Source organism: Saccharothrix lopnurensis (assembly GCF_042658445.1).
Classification (GTDB): Bacteria; Actinomycetota; Actinomycetes; order Mycobacteriales; family Pseudonocardiaceae; genus Actinosynnema; species Actinosynnema lopnurensis.
The window spans coordinates 100768-121528 of record NZ_JBHSQO010000022.1 but is presented as its reverse complement, the minus strand read 5'-3'; the positions used below and the strand labels follow the sequence as shown (position 1 = coordinate 121528).

General features: G+C 73.3%; 21 protein-coding genes and 1 riboswitch. Of the genes, 9 read left to right on the top strand and 12 right to left on the bottom strand.

Annotation, left to right across the window (positions count from 1 at the left end):
• Positions 1-119 precede the first annotated feature (119 nt).
• Genes ACFP3R_RS21785 through ACFP3R_RS21765 form a run of 5 tightly spaced genes read right to left on the bottom strand, consistent with a single transcriptional unit; the run spans position 120 to position 5707 of the window.
• Positions 120-1163, bottom strand: a complete 1044-nt coding sequence (locus ACFP3R_RS21785; RefSeq protein ID WP_380638203.1) for an SIS domain-containing protein — start codon at positions 1161-1163, stop codon at positions 120-122.
• A 12-nt stretch (positions 1164-1175) separates the two neighbouring features.
• On the bottom strand, positions 1176-2600 hold the full coding sequence (locus ACFP3R_RS21780) for a glycoside hydrolase family 3 protein (protein WP_380638202.1): 1425 nt from the start codon (positions 2598-2600) through the stop codon (positions 1176-1178).
• A 5-nt stretch (positions 2601-2605) separates the two neighbouring features.
• Positions 2606-3427, bottom strand: a complete 822-nt coding sequence (locus ACFP3R_RS21775; RefSeq protein WP_380638201.1) for a carbohydrate ABC transporter permease — start codon at positions 3425-3427, stop codon at positions 2606-2608.
• Positions 3424-4416 (bottom strand): carbohydrate ABC transporter permease, encoded by a 993-nt coding sequence (locus tag ACFP3R_RS21770; protein ID WP_380638200.1) that lies wholly within the window; start codon positions 4414-4416, stop codon positions 3424-3426. The genes ACFP3R_RS21775 and ACFP3R_RS21770 overlap by 4 nt, the downstream gene beginning before the upstream one ends.
• 7 nt (positions 4417-4423) lie before the next feature.
• Complete coding sequence (locus ACFP3R_RS21765; RefSeq protein ID WP_380638199.1) at positions 4424-5707, bottom strand: sugar ABC transporter substrate-binding protein; 1284 nt, start codon at positions 5705-5707, stop codon at positions 4424-4426.
• A 258-nt stretch (positions 5708-5965) separates the two neighbouring features.
• Between ACFP3R_RS21765 and ACFP3R_RS21760 the strand changes: the two genes are divergently transcribed.
• A complete protein-coding gene (locus ACFP3R_RS21760) occupies positions 5966-6724 on the top strand; it encodes a GntR family transcriptional regulator (RefSeq protein ID WP_344034012.1) in 759 nt (252 codons plus the stop codon).
• A gap of 228 nt (positions 6725-6952) precedes the next feature.
• On the opposite strand, the gene ACFP3R_RS21755 is transcribed toward ACFP3R_RS21760, so the two are convergent.
• Entirely contained in the window at positions 6953-7876 is a 924-nt protein-coding gene (locus ACFP3R_RS21755; protein ID WP_380638198.1) for a threonine ammonia-lyase, read from the bottom strand.
• A gap of 692 nt (positions 7877-8568) precedes the next feature.
• Between ACFP3R_RS21755 and ACFP3R_RS21750 the strand changes: the two genes are divergently transcribed.
• Complete coding sequence (locus tag ACFP3R_RS21750) at positions 8569-9588, top strand: S1 family peptidase (protein ID WP_380638197.1); 1020 nt, start codon at positions 8569-8571, stop codon at positions 9586-9588.
• A 140-nt stretch (positions 9589-9728) separates the two neighbouring features.
• On the opposite strand, the gene ACFP3R_RS21745 is transcribed toward ACFP3R_RS21750, so the two are convergent.
• Positions 9729-10484: a dioxygenase family protein gene (locus ACFP3R_RS21745; RefSeq protein ID WP_380638214.1), complete on the bottom strand. Its 756-nt coding sequence runs from the start codon at positions 10482-10484 to the stop codon at positions 9729-9731.
• The gene (gene thiE / locus ACFP3R_RS21740; RefSeq protein WP_380638196.1) at positions 10484-11143 is read right to left on the bottom strand and encodes a thiamine phosphate synthase; all 660 of its coding nucleotides are present in this window, start codon (positions 11141-11143) and stop codon (positions 10484-10486) included. Before thiE ends, ACFP3R_RS21745 begins: the two co-directional genes overlap by 1 nt.
• 43 nt (positions 11144-11186) lie before the next feature.
• Positions 11187-11298: riboswitch (TPP riboswitch) on the top strand.
• On the opposite strand from thiE, the gene thiO reads away from it, so the two are divergent.
• The 4 genes from thiO (at position 11289) to ACFP3R_RS21720 (ending at position 13843) form a co-directional block, all read left to right on the top strand.
• Positions 11289-12290, top strand: coding sequence for a glycine oxidase ThiO (gene thiO, locus ACFP3R_RS21735; protein WP_380638195.1), 1002 nt, complete (start codon positions 11289-11291; stop codon positions 12288-12290). Its footprint overlaps the riboswitch before it by 10 nt.
• The gene (thiS, locus tag ACFP3R_RS21730) at positions 12287-12487 is read left to right on the top strand and encodes a sulfur carrier protein ThiS (RefSeq protein ID WP_380638194.1); all 201 of its coding nucleotides are present in this window, start codon (positions 12287-12289) and stop codon (positions 12485-12487) included. The genes thiO and thiS overlap by 4 nt, the downstream gene beginning before the upstream one ends.
• A 2-nt stretch (positions 12488-12489) precedes the next feature.
• Complete coding sequence (gene thiG, locus ACFP3R_RS21725) at positions 12490-13353, top strand: thiazole synthase (RefSeq protein WP_380638193.1); 864 nt, start codon at positions 12490-12492, stop codon at positions 13351-13353.
• Positions 13354-13411: 58 nt separating this feature from the next.
• Positions 13412-13843, top strand: a complete 432-nt coding sequence (locus tag ACFP3R_RS21720) for a MarR family winged helix-turn-helix transcriptional regulator (protein WP_380638192.1) — start codon at positions 13412-13414, stop codon at positions 13841-13843.
• Positions 13844-13934: 91 nt separating this feature from the next.
• Here ACFP3R_RS21720 and thiD read toward each other — a convergent pair whose 3' ends face one another.
• Positions 13935-14753 (bottom strand): bifunctional hydroxymethylpyrimidine kinase/phosphomethylpyrimidine kinase, encoded by an 819-nt coding sequence (gene thiD, locus ACFP3R_RS21715; protein ID WP_380638213.1) that lies wholly within the window; start codon positions 14751-14753, stop codon positions 13935-13937.
• A gap of 28 nt (positions 14754-14781) precedes the next feature.
• Positions 14782-16431, bottom strand: coding sequence for a phosphomethylpyrimidine synthase ThiC (gene thiC, locus ACFP3R_RS21710; RefSeq protein ID WP_380638191.1), 1650 nt, complete (start codon positions 16429-16431; stop codon positions 14782-14784).
• 194 nt (positions 16432-16625) lie between these two features.
• Between thiC and ACFP3R_RS21705 the strand changes: the two genes are divergently transcribed.
• Positions 16626-17381: a hypothetical protein gene (locus ACFP3R_RS21705; RefSeq protein ID WP_380638190.1), complete on the top strand. Its 756-nt coding sequence runs from the start codon at positions 16626-16628 to the stop codon at positions 17379-17381.
• Between the two features lie 45 nt (positions 17382-17426).
• Here the strand turns inward: ACFP3R_RS21705 and ACFP3R_RS21700 are convergent, their stop codons facing one another.
• Positions 17427-18011, bottom strand: a complete 585-nt coding sequence (locus ACFP3R_RS21700; protein ID WP_380638189.1) for a peptide deformylase — start codon at positions 18009-18011, stop codon at positions 17427-17429.
• A 182-nt stretch (positions 18012-18193) separates the two neighbouring features.
• On the opposite strand from ACFP3R_RS21700, the gene ACFP3R_RS21695 reads away from it, so the two are divergent.
• Positions 18194-18490: a DUF3263 domain-containing protein gene (locus tag ACFP3R_RS21695; RefSeq protein ID WP_380638188.1), complete on the top strand. Its 297-nt coding sequence runs from the start codon at positions 18194-18196 to the stop codon at positions 18488-18490.
• Positions 18487-19173 carry a LytR C-terminal domain-containing protein gene (locus ACFP3R_RS21690; protein WP_380638187.1) on the top strand — a complete coding sequence of 229 codons (687 nt, stop codon included), beginning with the start codon at positions 18487-18489 and terminating at the stop codon, positions 19171-19173. Before ACFP3R_RS21695 ends, ACFP3R_RS21690 begins: the two co-directional genes overlap by 4 nt.
• Before the next feature lie 200 nt (positions 19174-19373).
• Here the strand turns inward: ACFP3R_RS21690 and ACFP3R_RS21685 are convergent, their stop codons facing one another.
• Positions 19374-20759, bottom strand: coding sequence for an alpha-amylase family protein (locus ACFP3R_RS21685; protein WP_380638186.1), 1386 nt, complete (start codon positions 20757-20759; stop codon positions 19374-19376).
• Between the last annotated feature and the right edge of the window lie 2 nt (positions 20760-20761).

The window sequence follows — 20761 nt, the reverse complement described above, 5'->3', positions numbered from 1 at the left end:
CAATCCAAGCGCGGCCCACCGACGGGATCGGTGGGCCGCGCTCGGGTCTGTGGACAACCGCCGGGCCTGTGGACAACCGGAAAACCGGAGGCAGCCGGCCCCGCGTCACCTTGTCCGGGTCACCGCGTCCGGGTCACCTTGTTCAACCCGCGCGGGCTGTCCGGGTCCCCGCCCCGCGCCAGCGACAGCCCGTGGGCCACCCGCTGCACCGGCAGCACCTCCAGGATCGGCGCGACCTCCTCGGCCGTCTCGGCCACCGGGATCCGCAGCGCCGCCGACACCTTGTCCGCGCCCGACCCCACGGCCACCACGTCCGCCCCGCGCCCGTGCACCGCGTCCAGCACGTCGTGCATCGCGTCACCACCGCGCCCGGTGCTCGTCACCGCCAGCACGGCCGTCTCGGCGTCGACCGCCGCCACCGGGCCGTGCAGCAGGTCCGCCCCGCTGTACGCCCGCGCGGCCAGGTACGACGTCTCGGCCAGCTTCAGCGCCGACTCCAGCGCGGTCGGCAGCGAGTACCCGCGCCCGGTGGTCAGCACCCGGTCCACGAAGCGGTACCGCCGCACCGCCTCGGCCACCGCGTCCGACGACTGCTCCAGCGTCGCCGCGGCCTGGTCGCCGAGCGCCCCCGCCGCCGCCCCGTTCCCGCCGCGGATGGCGTCCACCAGCAGGTACAGCGCCAGCAGCGTCGCCGAGTACGTCTTGGTCGCCGCGACGGCCCGCTCCACGCCCGCGCCGACGTCCACGGACAGCTCCGCCGCCCCGTTCAGCGGCGACGAGGCCGTGTTCGTCACCGCCACGGTCAGCGCCCCGCGCGCCCGCGCCGACTCGGTGACCTCCAGCAGGTCGGGCGACCCGCCGGACTGCGACACCGACACCACCAGCACGTCCCGCAGGTCCGGCTGCGCCCCGTAGAGCGTGGCCGTCGACGGCGACACCAGCCCCGCCGGCAGTTGCAGCAGCACCTCGGTCAGGTACTTCGCGTACAGCGCCGCGTGGTCGCTGGACCCGCGCGCCGCCAGCAGCACGAACCGCGGCCGGCGCGCCGAGATCACCTCGGCGACCGACGCGATCTCGTGCCGCCGGGCGACGAGGTCGGCGAAGACGCGCGGCTGCTCGGCGATCTCGGCCGCCATGTGGGCGCCGGGCTGGTGCTCGCTCATCGGGAACTCCCCTTACCGGGACGAGGTGGCGGCGGCGATGCGCTCCGCCGCGGCGCGCAGGCACACCCGGGAACCGCCGTGGGTGTCGACGCGGGCGGTGGCGCCCAGGTCCGGACCCGGCACGCCGGTCTCGACGTGCACAAGGTCTAGACCAATCTTAACCAGGGAGGACACCACCTCGCGAGCCCAGGGGAAGCGGTGTGCCTCACGTGTCACCACCACGACCGGGCGATCCCCGGCGGCCGCGGCGATCTCCGCCGCCGACGCCGACGACACCACCGAGGTGCCCGGCACCAGCTCCTCCAGGTACGGCCCGAGACCCCACGGCACGTCGCCGACCGCGATCGACGGCTCCACCGCCAGGTCCACCACCACCGGCGGCCCGGTCAGCCGCAACGACCCGCGCACCTCCAGCGCCGCCCGCGCCGCCCTGAGCCCCAGCGCCGGGTCGTGCCCGTCCACGGACGACGGCGGCGTGCCCAGGGCGGCCGTCCGCCGCGCCGCCTCCTCCAGCCGCGCCAACGGCAGCTCGCCGGACTCCACCGCCGCGACGACGGCGTCCACCAGCCGACGCAGCCCGTCGTCGTCCAGCGGCTCCCCGCCCAGGCACAGCGCGTCCACGCCGGCGACCAGCGCCCGCACCGACCCCTGGGCCAGGTCGCCGCCCACGGCCTTCATGTCCAGCCCGTCGGTGATCACCGCGCCGGTGAACCCCAGGTCCTCCCGCAGCACGCGCACCGCCGCCGGGTTCAGCGTGGCCGGCTCCGGGCCCCACTCGGGCACCACGAGGTGCCCGGTCATGATCGACCGCACCCCCGCACCCACGGCCGCCCGGAACGGCGCGAACTCCACCGCCGCCAGCTCCGCCGCCGTCCGCGGCAGCACCGGCAGCGCCGCGTGCGAGTCCACGGTGGACGCGCCGTGGCCGGGGAAGTGCTTGGCGCAGGCCGCCACGCCCACCGCCTGCATCCCCTCGACGAACGCCGCCACGTGCGCGCCCGCCGCCACCGGGTCCGAGCCGAACGAGCGCACCCCGATCACCGGGTCGTCCAGCGTCAGCACCAGGTCCGCCGACGGCGCCAGGTTCAGGCTCACCCCGCACGCCGCCAGCCGCGACCCCATCGACGCCGCCACCGCCCGGGTCAGCGCCGGGTCGCCCGCCGCGCCCAGCGCGTGGTTGCCCGGCACCTCCGACCCGTGCCCGGCGTCGAGCCGGGTGACGTCGCCGCCCTCCTCGTCGATCCCGATGACCACGTCGGCGCGGGCCGACCGCAGCCGCGCGTCCAGCGCGGTCACCTGCGCGTCGTCCACGACGTTGCGGCCGAACAGCACCACCCCGCCGAGCCCGTCCGCCACCCGCTTGACCAGCCAGTCCGGCGCCGAGGTCCCGTGGAACCCCGGCAGCAGCACGCCCTGCGCGAGCCGGTGCAACGACATCCGGTCTACCCCTTCACCGCACCGGCCGTGACACCGGTGACCATCTTGCGCTGCACGATCAGGAAGAACACCAGCACCGGGAGCGTGAACAGGGCGGAGGCCGCCATCGCGCCGCCCCAGTCGGTGCCGAACTGGCTCTGGAACCCGGACAGCCACACCGGGAGGGTCTGCTTGTCCTGGTCCCGGATCAGCGACAGCGCGAACAGGAACTCGTTCCACGCGGTCACGAAGGCGAACACCGAGGTGGCCACCAGACCCGGCCCCAGCAGCGGCAGCGTGACCCGGCGGAACGCGCCCCACCGGCCGCAGCCGTCCACCATCGCCGCCTCCTCCAGCTCCAGCGGGATGCCGTTGACGAACCCGCGCAGCGTCCAGGCGCAGAACGGCAGCGTCACCGCGAAGTAGATCAGCGTCAGCGACGGCAGCCGGTTGAGCAGGTCCAGGTCCCGCATCATCAGGAACATCGGGATCAGCAGCGCCTCGAACGGCGCCATCTGGGCCACCAGCATCACCATCACGAAGCCCTTGCGCCCCCGGAACCGCATCCGGGACAGCGCGACCGCCGCCAGCAGGCCCACCACCAGCGCCGCCAGCACCGCCGTCAGCGACACCAGCAGGCTGTTGCCCAGCGCGCCCAGGAAGCCCGGCTTCGTCCACGCGGTGGTGAAGTTCGCGTTCGTCACCGAGAACGGGATCAGGTCGTAACCGCTGGTCAGCAACTCGCTGCGCGGCTTGAGCGCGGTGGCGACCATCCAGTACGTCGGGAACGCGAAGAACAGCGCCACCACCAGCGCGACCGCGTTCGCGGTCACCTTCTTGGCGATCACAGCGACCCCTCCTGGGAACGGACCAGCCGGCGCAGGTACTGGAAGGTCAGCAGGGCCAGCAGCACGACCATGACCACCGACACCGCCGCCGCCACGCCGAAGTGGCTCTGCGAGATGCCCTCCAGGTACTGGTACACGGCCAGCGTGGTGCTGCCGCCGTCCGGGCCGCCCTTGCGCATCGCCCAGATCTGCGTGAACACCTTGAAGTCCCACAGCAGGGACAGGAACGTCACCATCAGCAGCAGCGGCCGCAGCTCCGGCCACGTCACCGCCCGGAACGTCTGCCACGAGGACGCGCCGTCGATGCCCGCGGCCTCGTACTGGTCCTTGGGGATGCCGATCGCGCCCGCGTACAGGGAGAACGCCAGGAACGGGATCGCCTGCCACACGATCAGCAGCCCGATCACGGCCAGCGTCGAGGTGCCCGTGGAGAACCACGAGAACCCGGCGAAGCCGTCGAACCCGAGCTTGACGAAGGTCTTGTTGAGGATGCCGTACTGCTGGTCGAAGATCCACTGGTAGACGGTGGTGGCCGCGAGCAGCGGCATCGCCCACGCCAGCAGCATGGCGACCTGGAGCACGATCCGGACCACCGGGCTGATCTGCCGCATCAGCAGCGCGATCAGCAGGCCCGCGAGCACCGAGGCGGCCACCACCGCGGCGGTGAACACCACCGTGCGCAGCGCGATCAGCCAGAAGTCGGGTTCGCCCAGGATCTCGGCGTAGTTGTCGAAGCCGGTCCACACGACCTCCCCGCGGGTCAGCTCGCGCAGGTTGAGCCTGCGGAAGCTGGTGACCAGCACGGACAGGACCGGCCAGCCGATCAGCCACAGGATGGCGACCAGCGCGGGGGCCAGCAGCAGGTAGGGCAGCGCCCGGTCGAAGGCGCCGGCCCGACGGCGCGGGGCGCCGTCCGGACGCGCGGCACGCCGCGGTGCCGACGAGGGGTTCGTCGGCACCGCGGCGTCGGTCGTGTCAACGGCCGTCATGCGCTCGTCAGCCGGCCAGCGTCTTCGACAGCGAGGCGTTGGCCCCCGAGGTGGCGTCGTCCAGCGACTTCGCCCCCGTCAGGTACGCGGTCAGCATGTCCTTGAGCGGGTTCTGGCCCGCCTCGACCGCGGCCCACGCCGGCGTGGTCGGGGTGACCTTGCCGTTCGGGGCGGACTCGGCCAGCGCCTTGCCCAGCGGGTTGGTCGCCAGCTTCTGCGTGTCGGTCGAGGTGCCGGGCACCGAGCCGCCCTCGGCCAGCATGTCCTGGTACTTCTTGCTGCTCAGCAGCTTCAGGTACGCCTTGGCCAGGTCGGAGTTCTGCGAACCGGCCGGGATGGCCAGGTTCGAGCCGCCCAGGAACACCGGGGCCGCCTTGCCCGCGGTCTTCGACGGGATCGGGAACGCGGCGGTCTTGCTCTCCAGGTCCGGGTTGGCCTTCACGGCGCCCGCGAGCTCCCACGGCAGGCCGATCATCATGCCGACCTTGCCGGTGCCGAACACCTCCATCTGCTGCGGCGTGGCCTCGTCGGCGTCCTTCGGGGCCTTCGTGCCGGAGACGTCCACCAGCTTCTTGTAGAAGTCGACGCCTGCCTTGGCCTGCGGGGTGTCGAGGGCGCCGGCCCACGCCGAGCCCTGCGGCTGCGCCACGTCGCCGCCCTCGTCCCAGATGAACGACAGCAGCGTGTACCAGGACTGGCCCGGCAGGTACAGCGCCTGGAAGTCCGGGTCGGCGGCGTTCGCGGCCTTCAGCTTCTCGATCGCGGCGACCCACTCGTCACGGGAGGTCGGCGCGGCCGCGATGCCGGCGGCCTCGAACAGGTCGGTCCGGTAGATGACCGTGCGGTTGGCGGCGTAGAACGGCATGCCGTACTGCTTGCCGTCCCAGGTCAGCGAGTCCTTGAGACCGCCCAGCCACTGGTCGCCGTTGAGGTCGGAGGCGTCGCCGGACAGGTCGTACAGGGTTTCCTCAGCCGCGAACTTCGCCGTCTGGGTGTTGCCCAGCTCGATCACGTCCGGCGGGTTGTTGCTGGTCAGAGCGGTGGTCAGCTTCTCCTGGATGCCGTTCCACTTCTGGACCTCGTACTTGACGGTGACGCCCGCGTTCGAGTCCTGGAACTCCTTGTTCAGCGCGTCGGTCAGGGTGGTCGGCGCGGAGCCGTCCATCAACCAGACCGTCAGCGTCTTGGGTTCGCCGGAGTCGCCGCCTGCGTTGTCGGAGCTCGTGCCACACCCGGCCACGGCCACCGACAGTGCGGCGGCCCCTACGGCCAGTCCTCTCCAGCCCTTCACGTGTGCGCCCTTTCCCAATGCCCGGTCCCTGTGACCGGAACGCCCAAAGTGGTGTAGACCAATGCGGCCTAGAGTGTGCCTCACCACAGGGCATGTCAAGGACGTTGCTGGACCGTTGCAAAGTCATCGGGTCAATTTCCCGGGGCATGTCGGGGGGTTCGGCTCCACGATCCGACGTGGACAGGGCATCCTGTCCTTGGGAGCGCTGTGCACGAGAGCTGTGCGTCTTGGAGCACTGGCAAGGTCGAGGAGGAGAGCATGCTCGAAACGAGCCCGGCGACCGGCGTGGACGCCAGGTCCCGCGCGCAGCGCGAGCCGAAGTACTGGGGACTCAAGCGGCACCTGCTCGACCTGCTGCGCGCGCTGCCGCCGGGCTCGCCGATCCCGACCGAGCGGTCCCTGGCCGCGGAGTTCGACGTGTCGCGCACGACGGTCCGGCAAGCGCTTGCCGAACTGACCGTCGAGGGTCGGTTGCTGCGCGTGCAGGGCAAGGGCACCTTCGCCGCCGAGCCCAAGGTGGCGCAGCGGCTCCAGCTGTCCTCGTACACAGAGGACATGAAGGCCCAGGGGCGGCAGCCGTCGTCGAAGCTGATCGAGGCGTCCGAGATGCCCGCCGAGGCCGAGCTGGCCCGGCTGCTGGGCGTGCGGGCGGGCGCGAAGGTGCTCCGCCTGCACCGGCTCCGCCTGGCCGACGGCGAGCCGATGGCGATCGAGACCACCCACCTGGCCCTGGGCCGCTTCCGCGGCCTGCGCCGCTACCTGGCCCCGGGCGCCTCCCTCTACCAGGTGCTGCGCGAGCGCTTCGGCGTCGAGATGGGGCACGCGGAGGAGACCATCGAGACGGCGCTCGCCTCGCCGGAGGAGGCCGAGCTGCTGGGCGCCGACATCGGCCTGCCCATGCTGCTGCTCTCCCGGCACTCGTTCGACACCGAGGGCAACCCCGTCGAGTGGGTCCGCTCGGTCTACCGGGGCGACCGCTACAAGTTCGTCGCCACCCTGAACCGCCCCGCCGGCTGACCACCCCTCCGACCTGTCCCCACCTCCATCCCCCACCCACCCCAATTTCCCCCTTATCCATCCACACCCCTCCGATGACCGCCGCGAGTCGAACGCTCACGCCCATCGTGTCGAACGTTCAGGACCCCCGAGTTCCACGTTCGCGCGCCGCGCGGGGGTCCCGAGTGTGGAACTCGGGGGTCGCGGGTGTTCGACACGGTCGACGCGGGCGTTCGACTCGCGCGGGGGTCAGGTGAGGAGGGGGAGGAGGGTGGTGGGGTCGACGTTGCCGCCGGAGACGACGGCGGCGGTGCGCGGCGTGGGGGAGGCCAGGTAGGCCGCGAGGGTCACCGCGCCGCTGGGCTCGACGACGAGGCGGGAGCGGAAGGCCAGCAGGCGGACCGCGGCGGCGATGGCGTCCTCGGGGACGGTGACCACGTCGTCCACGTGGGCCAGGACGTGGGCGAAGGTCAGCGGCGAGGGCTCGGCCCGCAGGCCGTCGGCGGCGGTGCGGACCCGGTCGGCGGCCGGCCAGCGGACCAGCTCCCCGGCGCGGAACGACGCCGCGGTGTCGCCGGCGAGCTCGGGTTCCACGCCGACCACGCGGGTGGCCGGGCTGAGGGCCTTCACGGCCGCGGCGACGCCCGAGATCAGGCCGCCGCCGCTGACCGGGACCAGGACGGTGGCCACCTCCGGCAGGTCGGCGACCAGCTCCAGGCCGATGGTGCCCTGCCCGGCGATCACGTCGGGGTGGTCGAACGGCGGCACGAGGGTCGCGCCCAGCGAGGCCGCCAGCTCGTGCGCCCGGGTCTCGCGCTCGACCACCGGCACCTCCACCACGCGGGCGCCGTGCGACCGGGTCGCCTCCACCTTGACCCGCGGCGCGGTGTCGGGCACCACGATCGTCGCGGGCACCCCGAACAGCTTCGCCGCGTACGCCACGGCCTGCGCGTGGTTGCCGCTGGAGTAGGCCACGACCCCGCGCGCCCGCACGTCCTCCGGCAGCCGCGCCAGCGCGTGGTAGGCGCCGCGGAGCTTGAACGCGCCCACGGGCTGGAGGCTCTCCGGTTTGAGCCACAGCCCGTCGTCGAACCGCAGCAGCGGGGTGCGGACCACGGCGGGGGCGATGAGGGCGGCCGCGGCGCGGATGTCGGCGAGCGTCACGAGTTCCATGCCACGATCCTCACCCCGACGCCGGTCCGGGCCTCAGCCGGGCGTTACGGGAACTCCTCCGGCCTCACCCGCTTGGAGCAATAGCTTTCACGCGTACGGGCATGCAATCACCGAATCCTTTACTTCTGGCAAATCCGCCCGAATCGGTGATCGAATAACTACCTTGAGTGAGAGTTAACTGTCAAACGCTACACAGCGCAGTTGCATTGGCGTGGTCTGTGACACACTTCCCCCTCGGATGGCCTGAACCGTAATAGGTAACAGGGTCATAACGTCGCTCGAACGGGCGAGTACTGGTCGGTAGCGACCGGGAAGGAGGGGTCGTGCGGCACAGCTGGACCCCGCGCGTCACGTTCGAGGGCCTGGTTCCGGACCCCGGCGACACGGCCGGGAGGACGAGCGGAACGGGCGAAGTGACCGGGAAGAGAAGTGGAGGGGTGGGGCGACCCCTGCCGCCGCCCCACCACCCGTCCCCCTAGAGCCCCCGAGAGCGGTCCCTGCAACCAGGCTCTCGGGTTCCCTGCACCCGAAGATGAGGGAGACGCCTAATGAACCGCACGAGTGCGGTCCGCCTTGCCACGGCCACCCTGCTTGCCGTCGGCTCGGCTACGGCCCTAAGCCTACCGGCCATCGCGGCGCCGGTTGTGCCCTATGCGGAAAGCCCTTCCGATACGGAGAGCTACCCCGCCGAGTTGCTCCAGGCAGCGCAGCGTGATCTCGGCCTGTCGGCCGAGCAGGTGACCGCCCGTTTGGCGAGTGACACCCGTGCGAGTGAGGTGGAGTCGGCCGCGAAGTCCGCGGCGGGCAGCGCCTACGCGGGCTCGTGGATCAACCCGGCGGGCAGGCTGGTCGTCGCGGTGACCGACGCGGCCAAGGTGGACGCGGCCCGCGCCGCGGGCGCCGACGTCAAGCGCGTGGCCTTCTCGCACCAGCAGTTGACCGGCGCCAAGGCGTCGCTCGACGGCCTGGCCTCCGCGCCGAAGTCCATCACCGGCTGGCGGGTCGACGAGCAGACCAACTCGGTCGTCGTCGAGATCAACCGCACCCAGCGCGACGCGGCGGCCGAGGCGTTCCTGGCCACCGCCAAGTCCGTCAGCCCGTCGGTGCGGGTGGTCGAGGTCTCCGAGTCCCCGACGACCCTGTACGACACCCGCGGCGGCGACGCCTACTACATCGGCAGCGGCCGGTGCTCGGTGGGCTTCGCGGTCACCGGCGGGTTCGTGACGGCGGGCCACTGCGGCCGGTCGGGCAGCGCGACGACCGGCTTCAACCGCGTCGCGCAGGGCACGTTCGCGGGTTCGTCGTTCCCGGGCAACGACTACGCCTGGGTGCGCACGAACTCCAACTGGACCTCGCGTCCGTGGGTGAACCGCTACAACGGCTCCAACGTCACCGTCACCGGCTCGACCGTGGCCGCGGTCGGCGCGGCGATCTGCCGCTCCGGCTCGACCACCGGCTGGCGCTGCGGCACCGTCCAGGCCCGCAACTCGACGGTGAACTACCCGCAGGGCACGGTGTCCGGCCTGACCCGCACCAACGCCTGCGCGGAGCCCGGTGACTCGGGCGGCTCGTGGGTGGCGGGCTCCGGCTACAGCCAGGCCCAGGGCGTGACCTCCGGTGGTTCGGGCAACTGCTCCTCCGGTGGCACGACCTACTTCCAGCCGGTCGCCGAGATCCTCAGCGCCTACGGCCTGAGCCTCACCCGAGGCTGACGGCCACCCCCGGCGGAGCTCCACGGACCGCCGGGCACCGCTCGGACGAACACCCCCGGTCGCCGCTCTCCCGCGGCCGGGGGTGTTCGGCGTGACGGGGCGGTACCGGGAGGTCGGCGTTCCCGAGGCCGAGGCCGGGGTCAGGAGAACTGCACCGACCGCTTGGACAGCCCGTACCAGAAGCCCTCGACCGCCGTGGTGGCCTCCGACGCGCCGCTCGCGCCCAGCGACACGAACAGCGGCGCGAGGTGCTCGGTGCGCGGGTGCGCGAGGAGGGCGGCGGGCGCCTTGTGCCGGAAGTCCAGCAGCGCGTCCACGTCGCCGGCCGCCAGCGCCCGCCCGGCCCAGTCGTCGAACTCGGCCGACCACGACGGCGGCCGGTAGTCCGGCCCGACGGACATGTCCACGCAGCTCAGGTTGTGCGTCAGGAACCCGCTGCCGACGATCAGCACGCCCTGCTCGCGCAGCGGCGCCAGCCGCCCGCCCACCTCGAACAGCTCGCGGGGGTCCAGGCTCGGCAGGGACACCTGGAGCACCGGCACGTCCGCCTCCGGGAACATCTCCCTCAGCGGCACGTACGCGCCGTGGTCCAGGCCCCGCGCCCCGTCGTGCGCGACGGGCCGGTCGAGCAGCCCGGTCACCGCCCGCGCCAGCTCCGGCGCGCCGGGCGCGGGGTAGGTCACCTCGTAGTACCGCCGGGGGAAGCCCCGGAAGTCGTAGGTCAGCGGCACGGTGGTGGTCGCGCCCAGGGTGAGCGGGTCGTTCTCCCAGTGCGCGGAGACCACGAGCACGGACGTCGGGCGCGGCAGCGCCGCGGACCACGAGGCGAGTTCGCCGGTCCACCGTTCGTCGTCGGCCAGCGGGGGAGCCCCGTGGCCCAGGTACAGCACGGGCATCACGGGGACGACTGTACGCCTTCTAGTTGAAATTTCAACCAAGAGGCGGCGGTCCGGGGGTCCTCGGCCTCGGTGATCGCCCGCACGACCACCACCCGCGTCGCGCCCGCGGCCAGCACCGCGGGCAGCCGCTCCCGGTCGATCCCGCCGATGGCGAACCACGGCCGGTCACCGGCGCCCGCGGTCGCGCGCACCAGGTCCAGGCCCGGCGCGGGCCGTCCCGGTTTGGTCGGCGTCGGCCAGCACGGCCCGGTGCAGAAGTAGTCCACGCCCGGCTCGACCGCCGCCGCCCGCGCCTGCGCCACGTCGTGCGTCGACCGGCCGATCACCACGTCCTCGCCGACGACCCGGCGGGCCAGGGGCACCGGCAGGTCGTCCTGGCCCAGGTGCAGCACGTCGGCGTCCACGGCCAGCGCCACGTCGGCCCGGTCGTTGACCGCCAGCAGCGCGCCGTGCCGCGCGCACGCCTCGGCCAGCACCTCCAGCGCCGCGATCTCCCGCCGCGCCTCCAGGCCCTTGTCGCGCAGTTGGACGACGTCGACCCCGCCCGCGAGCGCGGCGTCGGCGAAGTCCGCGAGGTCGGGGCGGTCCGGCGTGCAGAGGTAGAGCCGCGCGTCGGCGAGCCGCCGCCTGATCCGCGTCGCGTCGAGTCCTGGCACGGCCGCACCGTAACGGCCGCGGCGCCCGGTGCGCTACGGTGGAGGTGGTCCGCACGGGAGCCCGGGGTACACCGGGCTGAGAGGGAGCGTGGCGCGCTCCGACCGTCGAACCTGATCCGGGTCATGCCGGCGCAGGGAGCGCGAAGTGCCTTTGACAACGCGGGTGACCGTCCTGGGTGGCGGGGTGATCGGGCTGTCCGCCGCGTGGTGCGCGGCGCGTGACGGGTTCCGGGTCGAGGTCGTCGACCACGGGTCGCCGCACGGTGGTTCGCGGGTGGCGGGCGGGATGCTCGCGCCGGTCACCGAGGCGTGGCCGGGCGACGAGGAGGTGCTGGACCTCGGCGTGGAGTCGCTGGGGCTGTGGCCGGCCTTCGCCCGCGACCTGGGCGTGGAGCTGACGCCGCTGGGCACGCTGGCGGTGGCGGTCGACCGGGCGGACGCCGAGGTGCTGGACCGGTTGCGCGACCACCTGGCGACGAGGGGCCGATCGGTGCTGCGGCTGACCGGCCGCGAGCTGCGGGCGCTGGAGCCGGGGCTGGGCCCGGTCCGGAGTGGACTGTCCGTGCCGGGGGACGTGGCCGTGGACAACCGGGCCCTGCTGCGCGCGCTGCGCGGGGCGTGCGAGCGCGAAGGCGTGGTCTTCCCCCCGACACCGGGCGAGGCGGACGTGACGGTCATCGCGGCCGGCGCCTGGAGCCGCGACCTGCACCCGGCGTTGCGCGCGGTGATCCGCCCGGTCAAGGGGGAGATCCTGCGGCTGGCGGCCCGGCCGGGCGCGCTGCCGCCGCCCCGGCACACCGTCCGCGCGCAGGTCTCCGGCCGCCCCGTCTACCTGGTGCCGCGCCCCGACGGGTTCGTGCTCGGCGCCACCCAGTACGAGGCGGGCTTCGACGGGGACGTGACCGTCGGCGGGGTGCGCGACCTGCTGCGCGACGCCGAGGTGGTGTGGCCGGGCATCGCCGAGTACGCGCTGGTCGAGGTGGCCGCCGGGTTCCGCGCGGGCAGCCCCGACAACGCGCCCGTGATCCGCTGGCTGGAACCCGGTGTGCTGGCCGCCACCGGGCACCACCGCAACGGCCTGCTGCTCGCGCCGGTGACGGCGCGGCGCGTGGTCGCCCTGCTCCGCGAGGGAGGAACCGGATCGTGAAGGCGAAGGTCAACGGGGTGGAGCGCGAGCTGCCCGACGGGGCGACCGTCGACGCCGTGCCCGCCCTGCTCGACGCCCCGGCGAGCGGGGTGGCGGTCGCGGTGGACGGCGAGGTCGTGCCGCGCGCGGCGTGGGGGACGACCGCGGTGCCCGAGGGCGCCGTGGTGGAGGTGCTGACCGCGGTGCAGGGAGGCTGAACGTGGACGACCCCTTGGTGATCTCGGGACGGGAGTTCGGCTCGCGCCTGGTGATGGGCACCGGCGGCGCGGCGAACCTGGCGGTGCTGGAACGCGCCCTGGTGGCCTCCGGCACGGAGCTGACCACGGTGGCCATGCGGCGCCTGGACCCCTCCGGCGGCGGCGGGGTGCTGGAGCTGCTGTCGCGGCTGGGCGTCGAGGCGCTGCCCAACACCGCGGGCTGCCGCACCGCGGCCGAGGCGGTGCTGACCGCGCGGCTGGCGCGGGAGGCGCTGGGCACCGACTGGGTGAAGCTGGAGGTCGTCGCGGACGACCAGACGCTGCTGCCCGACCCGGTGGAGCTGCTGGACGCGGCCGAGCGGCTGGTGGACGACGGTTTCACGGTGCTGCCCTACACCAACGACGACCCGGTGCTGGCGCGGCGGCTGGAGCAGGTGGGCTGCGCCGCGGTGATGCCGCTGGGCTCGCCGATCGGCACGGGCCTGGGCATCCGCAACCCGCACAACGTCGAGCTGATCGTGGCCCGCGCGTCGGTGCCGGTGATCCTGGACGCGGGCGTGGGCACGGCGTCGGACGCGGCGCTGGCCATGGAGCTGGGCTGCGCGGCGGTGCTGCTGGCGACCGCGGTGACCAGGGCGCGGGACCCGGAGCGGATGGCGGCGGCGATGCGGGCGGGCGTGGAGGCGGGCCGGCTGGCGCGGTTGGCGGGGCGCATCCCCAAGCGCTTCTGGGCCCATGCGTCGAGCCCCGCCCCGGAGGGTGCCGCCCCGGAGGGTGCCGCCCCGGAGAGTGCCGCCCCGGAGAGTGCCGCCCCGGAGGGCGTCGCCACGGGGCCCGTCGCCCCGGAGAGTGCTGCACAGGGGTGATTGCCCGGCACGGCATGATGGGTGCTTCCATCGCCGCCTGCCCGAGGAGGACTGTCCCGTGACCGCCGACCAGGTCGAGGACGCCACCGCCCGGCTGTACCTCGCGATCGGCAGGCTCTCCAGGCTGCTGCGCCGCACCGGTTCCCCCGGTCTGGGGCCCGGCGCGGTGTCCGCGTTGGCGACGCTGGCGCGCTGCGGACCCATGCGGCTGGGTGACCTCGCCGCGAAGGAGGGCGTCGCGCCGCCCACGCTGTCGCGCATCGTGGCGTCGCTGGTGGAGGCGGGGTACGTGCGGCGCGAGCCGGACCCGCAGGACGGGCGCGCGTGGCTGGCGACCCCGACGCCCGAGGGCGAGACCATGGTGTCGGGGGTGCGGTCGGCGCGGGTGCGGGAGTTGCAGCGCCGCATCGAGGAGCTGCCGCCGGAGCACCGGGCCGCGCTGGTGGCGGCCCTGCCCGCGCTGGAGGAACTGGTCGGCGAGGCGGGCTGAACCGCGTCGGGTGTCCGGGAGCGGCGACGTGCCGCGCGGGCGTCGAGCGCCCGCGCGGACAGCGCCACCGGCACCCCCGCGGGGACACCGGTCAGGTCCCCTCGCCCCGGCCCTCCAGCCGCCACAGCGGCGACACCGGCCCGACCCCGCCGCCCAGCGGGTAGGCGGCGGCCACCGACCGCACGATGAAGTCCTTGCCGAACCGCACCGCCTCGGGCACGGACTCGCCGCGCGCCAGCCGGGAGCAGATCGCCGACGCCAGCGTGTCACCGCTGCCGTGGGTGTGCGCCACGTCGTAGCGGGGACCGAGGAACTCGGTGAACTCCTCGCCGTCGTAGAGCACGTCCAGGCACTCCGGGTCGTCCCACAGGTGACCGCCCTTGACCAGCACCCACCGCGGGCCCAGGGCGTGCAGCGCCTCGGCGGCCTTGCGCTGGTCGGCGCGGCTGCGCACCTCCAGGCCGGTGATCAGCCGCACCTCGTCGAGGTTCGGCGTGACCAGCGTGGCCCGCGGGAACAGCAGGGTCCGCAGCGCGTCGAGCGCGTCGTCGGCGAGCAGCTGGTGGCCGTGCATCGACGCCGCCACCGGGTCCACCACGAACGGGCCCACGTCGACCCGGTCCAGCACCCCCGCCACGGCCTCGATGATCGCCGCCGACGCCAGCATGCCGGTCTTGGCCGCGTTCACCCCGATGTCGGTGGCGACGGCCTCGACCTGCGCGGCCACCACGTCCGCCGGGATCTCCACGTACCCGGTGACGCCCAGCGAGTTCTGCACGGTCACCGCGGTGACCGCGGTCAGGCCGTGCACGCCGCACGCGAACAGCGCCCGCAGGTCGGCCTGGAGGCCCGCGCCACCGCCGGAGTCGGACCCGGCGATGGTCAGGACCCTCGGCGGCGTGCCCGCCATCGGCGTGTCCGCCATCAGCGCGCCCCCATCAGTCGACCACCGGCAGGTACACCTTGCCGCCCTGGTCGGCGAACTCGTGCGACTTCTCGTCCAGGCCCGCCTCGATCGCCTCCACAGTGGACAGACCGCGCTCCTCGGCGTACCGGCGGACGTCCTGGGTGATCTTCATGGAGCAGAACTTCGGCCCGCACATCGAGCAGAAGTGCGCCGTCTTCGCGGGCGCGGCGGGCAGCGTCTCGTCGTGGAACGAGCGCGCCGTGTCCGGGTCCAGCGACAGGTTGAACTGGTCCTCCCACCGGAACTCGAACCGGGCCTTCGACAGCGCGTCGTCCCAGTCCTGCGCGCCCGGGTGGCCCTTGGCCAGGTCGGCGCTGTGGGCGGCGATCTTGTAGGTGATCACGCCGGTCTTCACGTCGTCCCGGTTCGGCAGGCCCAGGTGCTCCTTCGGGGTCACGTAGCACAGCATGGCCGTGCCCAGCCAGCCGATCTGCGCCGCCCCGATCGCCGAGGTGATGTGGTCGTAGGCGGGCGCGATGTCGGTGGCCAGCGGCCCGAGGGTGTAGAACGGCGCCTCGCCGCACCACTCCTCCTCCAGCCGCACGTTCTCCGCGATCTTGTGCATCGGCACGTGGCCGGGGCCCTCGATCATCACCTGCACGTCGCGGGCCCGCGCCACGTGCGTCAGCTCGCCCAGCGTGCGCAGCTCGGCGAACTGGGCCTCGTCGTTGGCGTCCGCGATCGACCCCGGCCGCAGGCCGTCACCCAGCGAGAACGTCACGTCGTAGGCGCGCAGGATGTCGCACAGCTCCTCGAAGTGCGTGTAGAGGAAGCTCTCCCGGTGGTGCGCCAGGCACCACGCGGCCATGATCGACCCGCCGCGCGAGACGATGCCGGTCACCCGCCTCGCGGTCAGCGGCACGTACCGCAGCAGCACGCCCGCGTGCACGGTCATGTAGTCCACGCCCTGCTCGGCCTGCTCGACGACGGTGTCCCGGTAGACCTCCCACGACAGCTTCGCCGGGTCGCCGTCGACCTTCTCCAACGCCTGGTAGATCGGCACGGTGCCGACCGGCACCGGCGAGTTGCGCAGGATCCACTCGCGCGTCTCGTGGATCCGCCTGCCGGTGGACAGGTCCATGATCGTGTCCGCGCCCCAGCGCGTCGCCCACACCATCTTCTCCACCTCCTCCTCGATCGAGGAGGTCACCGCGGAGTTGCCGATGTTGGCGTTGATCTTGACCAGGAACTTCTTGCCGATGATCATCGGCTCGGACTCGGGGTGGTTGCGGTTGGCCGGGATGACCGCCCGCCCGCTCGCCACCTCGTCCCGGACGAACTCGGGGCTCATGCTCTCGCGCGTCGCCACGAACCGCATCTCCGGCGTGACGACCCCCGCCTTCGCGTACGCCAGCTGGGTCACCGCCCCGTTCACCGGCTCCCGGCCCGCCACCCACCCCGCGCGCAGCCTCGGCAGTCCACTGTGGACGTCGATGCGCACGGACTCGTCGGTGTAAGGCCCGGAGGTGTCGTAGAGGTCCACGTGCTCACCGTTGGTCAGCCCCACCCTGCGGAAGGGGACCCTGATGCCCTCACCCGCGTCCCGGTGCGCCTTGCCCGACCCGGAGACGGGTCCGGTGGTGACGCTGGGTTCGACCGAACGGTCGTCGAGTGCCGTCACGGCATTTCCTCCCTACGCCGGCATTACCCGGTCAGGTTCCGGCGGTCGGCGGCGCCAGGTGTTCGGCCGCCCTCTCAGCCCGCTGTGGCGCGAGCTCCCGCGTGTTGAGTTGTCCGACCGACCATAGCCACGGCCCCGTGCCGGTGCCAAGGTGCGGATGCCAACGACCACCGTTTGCGCGTACCTTTCTCCGCGTGGCTGATCACCAGCCGTTCCCGCCCGGTGCGCGGCGCGTGGCGCGCCCCGCCGCCGTCTCGCCGTGCCCGTCGTGCGGCGACCTGGCGGGTCGCGGCTACCCCGGGTGCCGGTTCTGCGCGGAGCTGGTGGACCAGTACTGGCTGCTCGACTGGCAGGAGCTGCTGGCCGCCGAACAGCTCACCGAGGGCGGCGCGGGCGAGCGGGAACTGGCCGAGCTCGTCCTCGCCGACGAGGTCGGGCGGCACCCGTGGACCTGCACCGACTGGGCGATGACCCTGGTCGCCTGCTCCCAGTGCGGCGAGGAGCTCGGCGCCGGCCCGGTCGACTGCTGGCGCTGCGCCGTGGCCGACGGCCTGCGCTGGTCCTGGGACCACACCGGCCACCCCGGCGCCATGACCGCCGGCGAGCACCTGCTGCGCGTGGCCAGGGCCGCCCTGCGCGCACCGCACCGGCGCCGGGCCGCGGTCGTCCGCGCCTGGCGGCTGCTCCTGCCGTTCCTGCTGGCCGGGGACCTGCCCACGGTCGGGCAGCTGCGGCGCGTCCGGGCCGCGGTCATCGCCGGCGACTACGCCGAGCTGGCGGGCTGCGCCAGCCACGTCGAGCTGGCCTCGTTCCCCGAGCTGCCGTGGCGGCGCCCCGAGCGCCCGGCGCGCCCCGACCACCAGCCGAGGCCCGAACCCGACGACACCGCGCGGCGCACCCCGGCGGCGGCGCAACCCGTGCCGGACGAACCGGCCGCGGACCCGGTCTAGGCCGCCCCGGCTCCCTGTTCTCGGCCCCCGTCCTCGGTCCTGGCCTCAGTCCTCGTCGTCGTCCGCGAACGGGTCGTCCGAGGTGGCGGGGTCCCAGGACAGGCCGGGCACGCCCCACCCGTTGGCCTTGAGCATCCGCTTGGACGCCCGCTTGTGCCGCCCCACCAGGCGGTCGAGGTAGATGAGCCCGTCCAGGTGGTCGGTCTCGTGCTGGAGGCAGCGCGCGAAGTACCCGGTGCCCTCCACCTCGATCGGCTTGCCGTCGGTGTCGACGCCGGTGACCTTCGCCCACGACGCCCGCCCCGTCGGGTACGACTCGCCCGGCGCGGACAGGCAGCCCTCGAAGTCGTGGTCCGGGTCCGGCATCCCCAGCGGCACCTCGGAGGTCTCCAGCACCGGGTTCACCACCACGCCCCGGAACTGGTTGCCGTCGTCGTCCGGGCAGTCGTAGACGAACAACCGCAGGTCGACCCCGACCTGGTTGGCCGCGAGCCCGACACCGTTCGCCGCCGCCATGGTCTCGTACATGTCCTCGACCAGGGTGCGCAGCGCGTCGTCGAACACCTCGACCGGGCGGGTCGGGTTGTGGAGCACGGGATCTCCGGCGATCCGGATCGGGTGAACTGCCATGACCGGCAGCTTATCGGCGCGCCTCCCCCGTCCCTCCCGTCTCCCTCGTCTCGTCGGTGTCGTGCCGGTGTCGCGTCGGCGTCTCGTCGGTGTTGTCCGGACGCGCCGACCGATGAACCGACCCCGATCATGATCACGTGATGTAATGGCGTCCACGCACGGGACACGGCTGAGGAGCCAGAGTGGACGCCGCAGAGGCACTGGCGCCGGCGGAGGAGCCGGACGACGGTTTGAACGACCGGGAGCGGGAGATCCTGGCCTTCGAACGCCAGTGGTGGAAGTACGCGGGCGCCAAGGAACAGGCCATCAAAGAGCTGTTCGACATGTCGGCCACCAGGTACTACCAACTGCTCAACGCATTGATCGAGAAGGAAGAGGCGTTGGCCGCGGACCCGATGTTGATCAAGAGACTGCGCCGGTCGCGATCCGGCAGGCAACGCGCCCGCGTGGCGAGCCGGTCGGGTGTCGAACGCCGATGACGAACCCGGAACAGCCCGCGGGCAGCGCCCAACCCGCCCGCGCCGCGGGCTACGCGCTGCTCGGCCTGGCGGCCATCGCCCTGGTCATCGGCGTGATCAGCCTCTTCGGCGGCTCCGACGACGAGTCCCCCGCGGCCCAGCCGCCGCCGTCGAGCGCGACCTCCGACCCGCAGGCACCCTCCTCCGGCGACCCCACCGGCGGATCGCCCACCGAGTCGTCCGCCGGAACCCCCACCGGGTCGGCCACGGGATCGGCCACCCCCGCGCCCACCACCGGGGCCGACCCCACCGGCGCGCCCGCCACCACGGGCACCCCCGCCGGCCAGGGCCAACCCCAGGGCCAGGCCACCGACACCCCGCCGCCCCCGGTCGTCGCCAAGCCGCCGGTGCGCGTCTACAACAACGGCACCATCAGCGGCCTGGCCGCCCGCGCCTCGGACGACGTGCGCCGGGCCGGCTGGGAGGTCGCCGAGACCGCCAACTACTCGCAGTCCCAGGGCCTCATCCCGACCACCACGGTCTACTACCGCCCCGGCACCGACGAGGAAGCCTCCGCCCGCCAACTCGCCCAGGTCCTGAACGCCGAGGTCAAGCCCCGCTTCGACGGCATCGAAGCAGCCCACCCCGGCATCATCATCATCCTCACCAACGACTACCGGGGCTCCTCCGGCAAGGTCTCCTGACCGCGCGAGTCGAACACCCGGACCCACCGTGTCGAACACCCGGACCCCCCGAGTTCAACACTCGGGCTCGCGCGAGTCGTACGCCCAGACCCCGCGAGTCGTACGTCCAGGTCGGGTGAGTCGTACGTTCAGGACCCCCGAGTTCAGCGTTCGGGTCCCCCCTCCCGGGTGACCGTCCCGGGCCGGGCTGATCGAGTCGGTCAGCCCGCCAGGACGACCCAGCCGCCGGGTTCCAGGCGGACCCGGGCACCCGGTGTGCCCGGCGCGTCGAGCCGGGCCCGGCCGGCCAGCACGTCACCGGCCCCCGGCACCCGCACCTCGACCGGGCCGCCGGCGGTGGACATCGCGACCACCACGCGTTCCCCCTCCTCCGCCGAGGCGTAGGCCAGGAACTCGTTCGACACGTCCAGCACCTCGGTCCGCGCCCGGTGCAGCCACGCGTGCCTGCGCCGCAGCCCCAGCAGCTCCTGGTGCAGGTGGAACACCGGCAGCCCCACCGGCGACAGCTCGGCCGGCGAGGCCGGGAACGGCGGCCTGACCTCGTCGTCGCCGCCCGCCCGGTCCTCCTTGACGCCGCGGAAACCGTGCTCGTCACCCGCGTAGACGGCCGGGGTGCCGCCGGTGGTGGCCAGCACGACGAGCGCGTGCGCCAGGTGCGCGGGGTCGGTCAGCCGGCTGGCGATGCGCGTGACGTCGTGGTTGCCCAGGAACGTGTACGGCACGAAGTGCTCCAGGAACCCGTCGTGCCGGCGCAGGGCGTGCGCCAGTTCGTGGAAGTTGCGGTCGTTGAGCGAACTCCACACCGCTTTCCACAGCTCGTACTGCGTGACCGAGTCGAGGCCGCCCTCGGTGACGAACGCGGTGTAGTCGCCGTGGATGACCTCACCCATCAGGTAGGCGTGGGGGTGACGGGCGCGCACACGTTCGGTCACCTGGGCCCAGAACTCCTTCGGCACCGCGTAGGCGGCGTCCAACCGCCACCCCGCCACACCCCGGTCGAGCCAGTGGATCATCACGTCGGCGACGTGGTCGACCACGGCCGGGCAGGAGTGGTCGAGCGCCACGAGGTGCCGGTGACCCTCGAAATCGTCGTAGTCGGGCTCGGTCCCCGGCGTCCACGCGGCGTCCGTCCACGCGGCGTCCGGGCGCAGCCGGAACCACGACGCGGTGGGCGCCGAAGGCCCCTGCTCCAGCACCGCCCGGAACGCCGCGTGCCCCCGACCGACGTGGTTGAACACGCCGTCGAGCAGGACGCGGACACCGCGGGCCGAAGCGGCGGCGACCAGCGCGTCGAAATCCCCGTCGTCCCCCAGTCGGGGGTCGACGCGGTAGTGGTCGGTGGTGTCGTAGCCGTGGGTCTCGGACGCGAAGACCGGGCCCAGCGCCAACCCGGACGCGCCCAGCTCCAGCAGGTGGTCCAGCCAGGCGGTCAGGTGACCCAGGCGGTGCGCGACCGGGGCGTCGGCGGCGAGCCGGGGCTCGGCCCCGGTGAACCCGAGCGGGTAGACGTGCCACCAGACGGCGTGCCGAACCCAGTCCGGACCGGCGACGAACGCCCCCGCCGCACCCACCACGTCACCGTTCACCC

Excerpts from the sequence above, each read along its gene's own strand:
- ACFP3R_RS21785 (WP_380638203.1), bottom strand. The coding sequence starts at position 1,163 with ATGAGCGAGCACCAGCCCGGCGCCCACATGGCGGCCGAGATCGCCGAG.
- ACFP3R_RS21780 (WP_380638202.1), bottom strand. The coding sequence starts at position 2,600 with ATGTCGTTGCACCGGCTCGCGCAGGGCGTGCTGCTGCCGGGGTTCCAC.
- ACFP3R_RS21770 (WP_380638200.1), bottom strand. The coding sequence starts at position 4,416 with ATGACGGCCGTTGACACGACCGACGCCGCGGTGCCGACGAACCCCTCG.
- ACFP3R_RS21760 (WP_344034012.1), top strand. The coding sequence starts at position 5,966 with ATGCTCGAAACGAGCCCGGCGACCGGCGTGGACGCCAGGTCCCGCGCG.
- ACFP3R_RS21755 (WP_380638198.1), bottom strand. The coding sequence starts at position 7,876 with ATGGAACTCGTGACGCTCGCCGACATCCGCGCCGCGGCCGCCCTCATC.
- ACFP3R_RS21745 (WP_380638214.1), bottom strand. The coding sequence starts at position 10,484 with ATGCCCGTGCTGTACCTGGGCCACGGGGCTCCCCCGCTGGCCGACGAC.
- thiD (WP_380638213.1), bottom strand. The coding sequence starts at position 14,753 with ATGGCGGGCACGCCGCCGAGGGTCCTGACCATCGCCGGGTCCGACTCC.
- ACFP3R_RS21700 (WP_380638189.1), bottom strand. The coding sequence starts at position 18,011 with ATGGCAGTTCACCCGATCCGGATCGCCGGAGATCCCGTGCTCCACAAC.
- ACFP3R_RS21690 (WP_380638187.1), top strand. The coding sequence starts at position 18,487 with ATGACGAACCCGGAACAGCCCGCGGGCAGCGCCCAACCCGCCCGCGCC.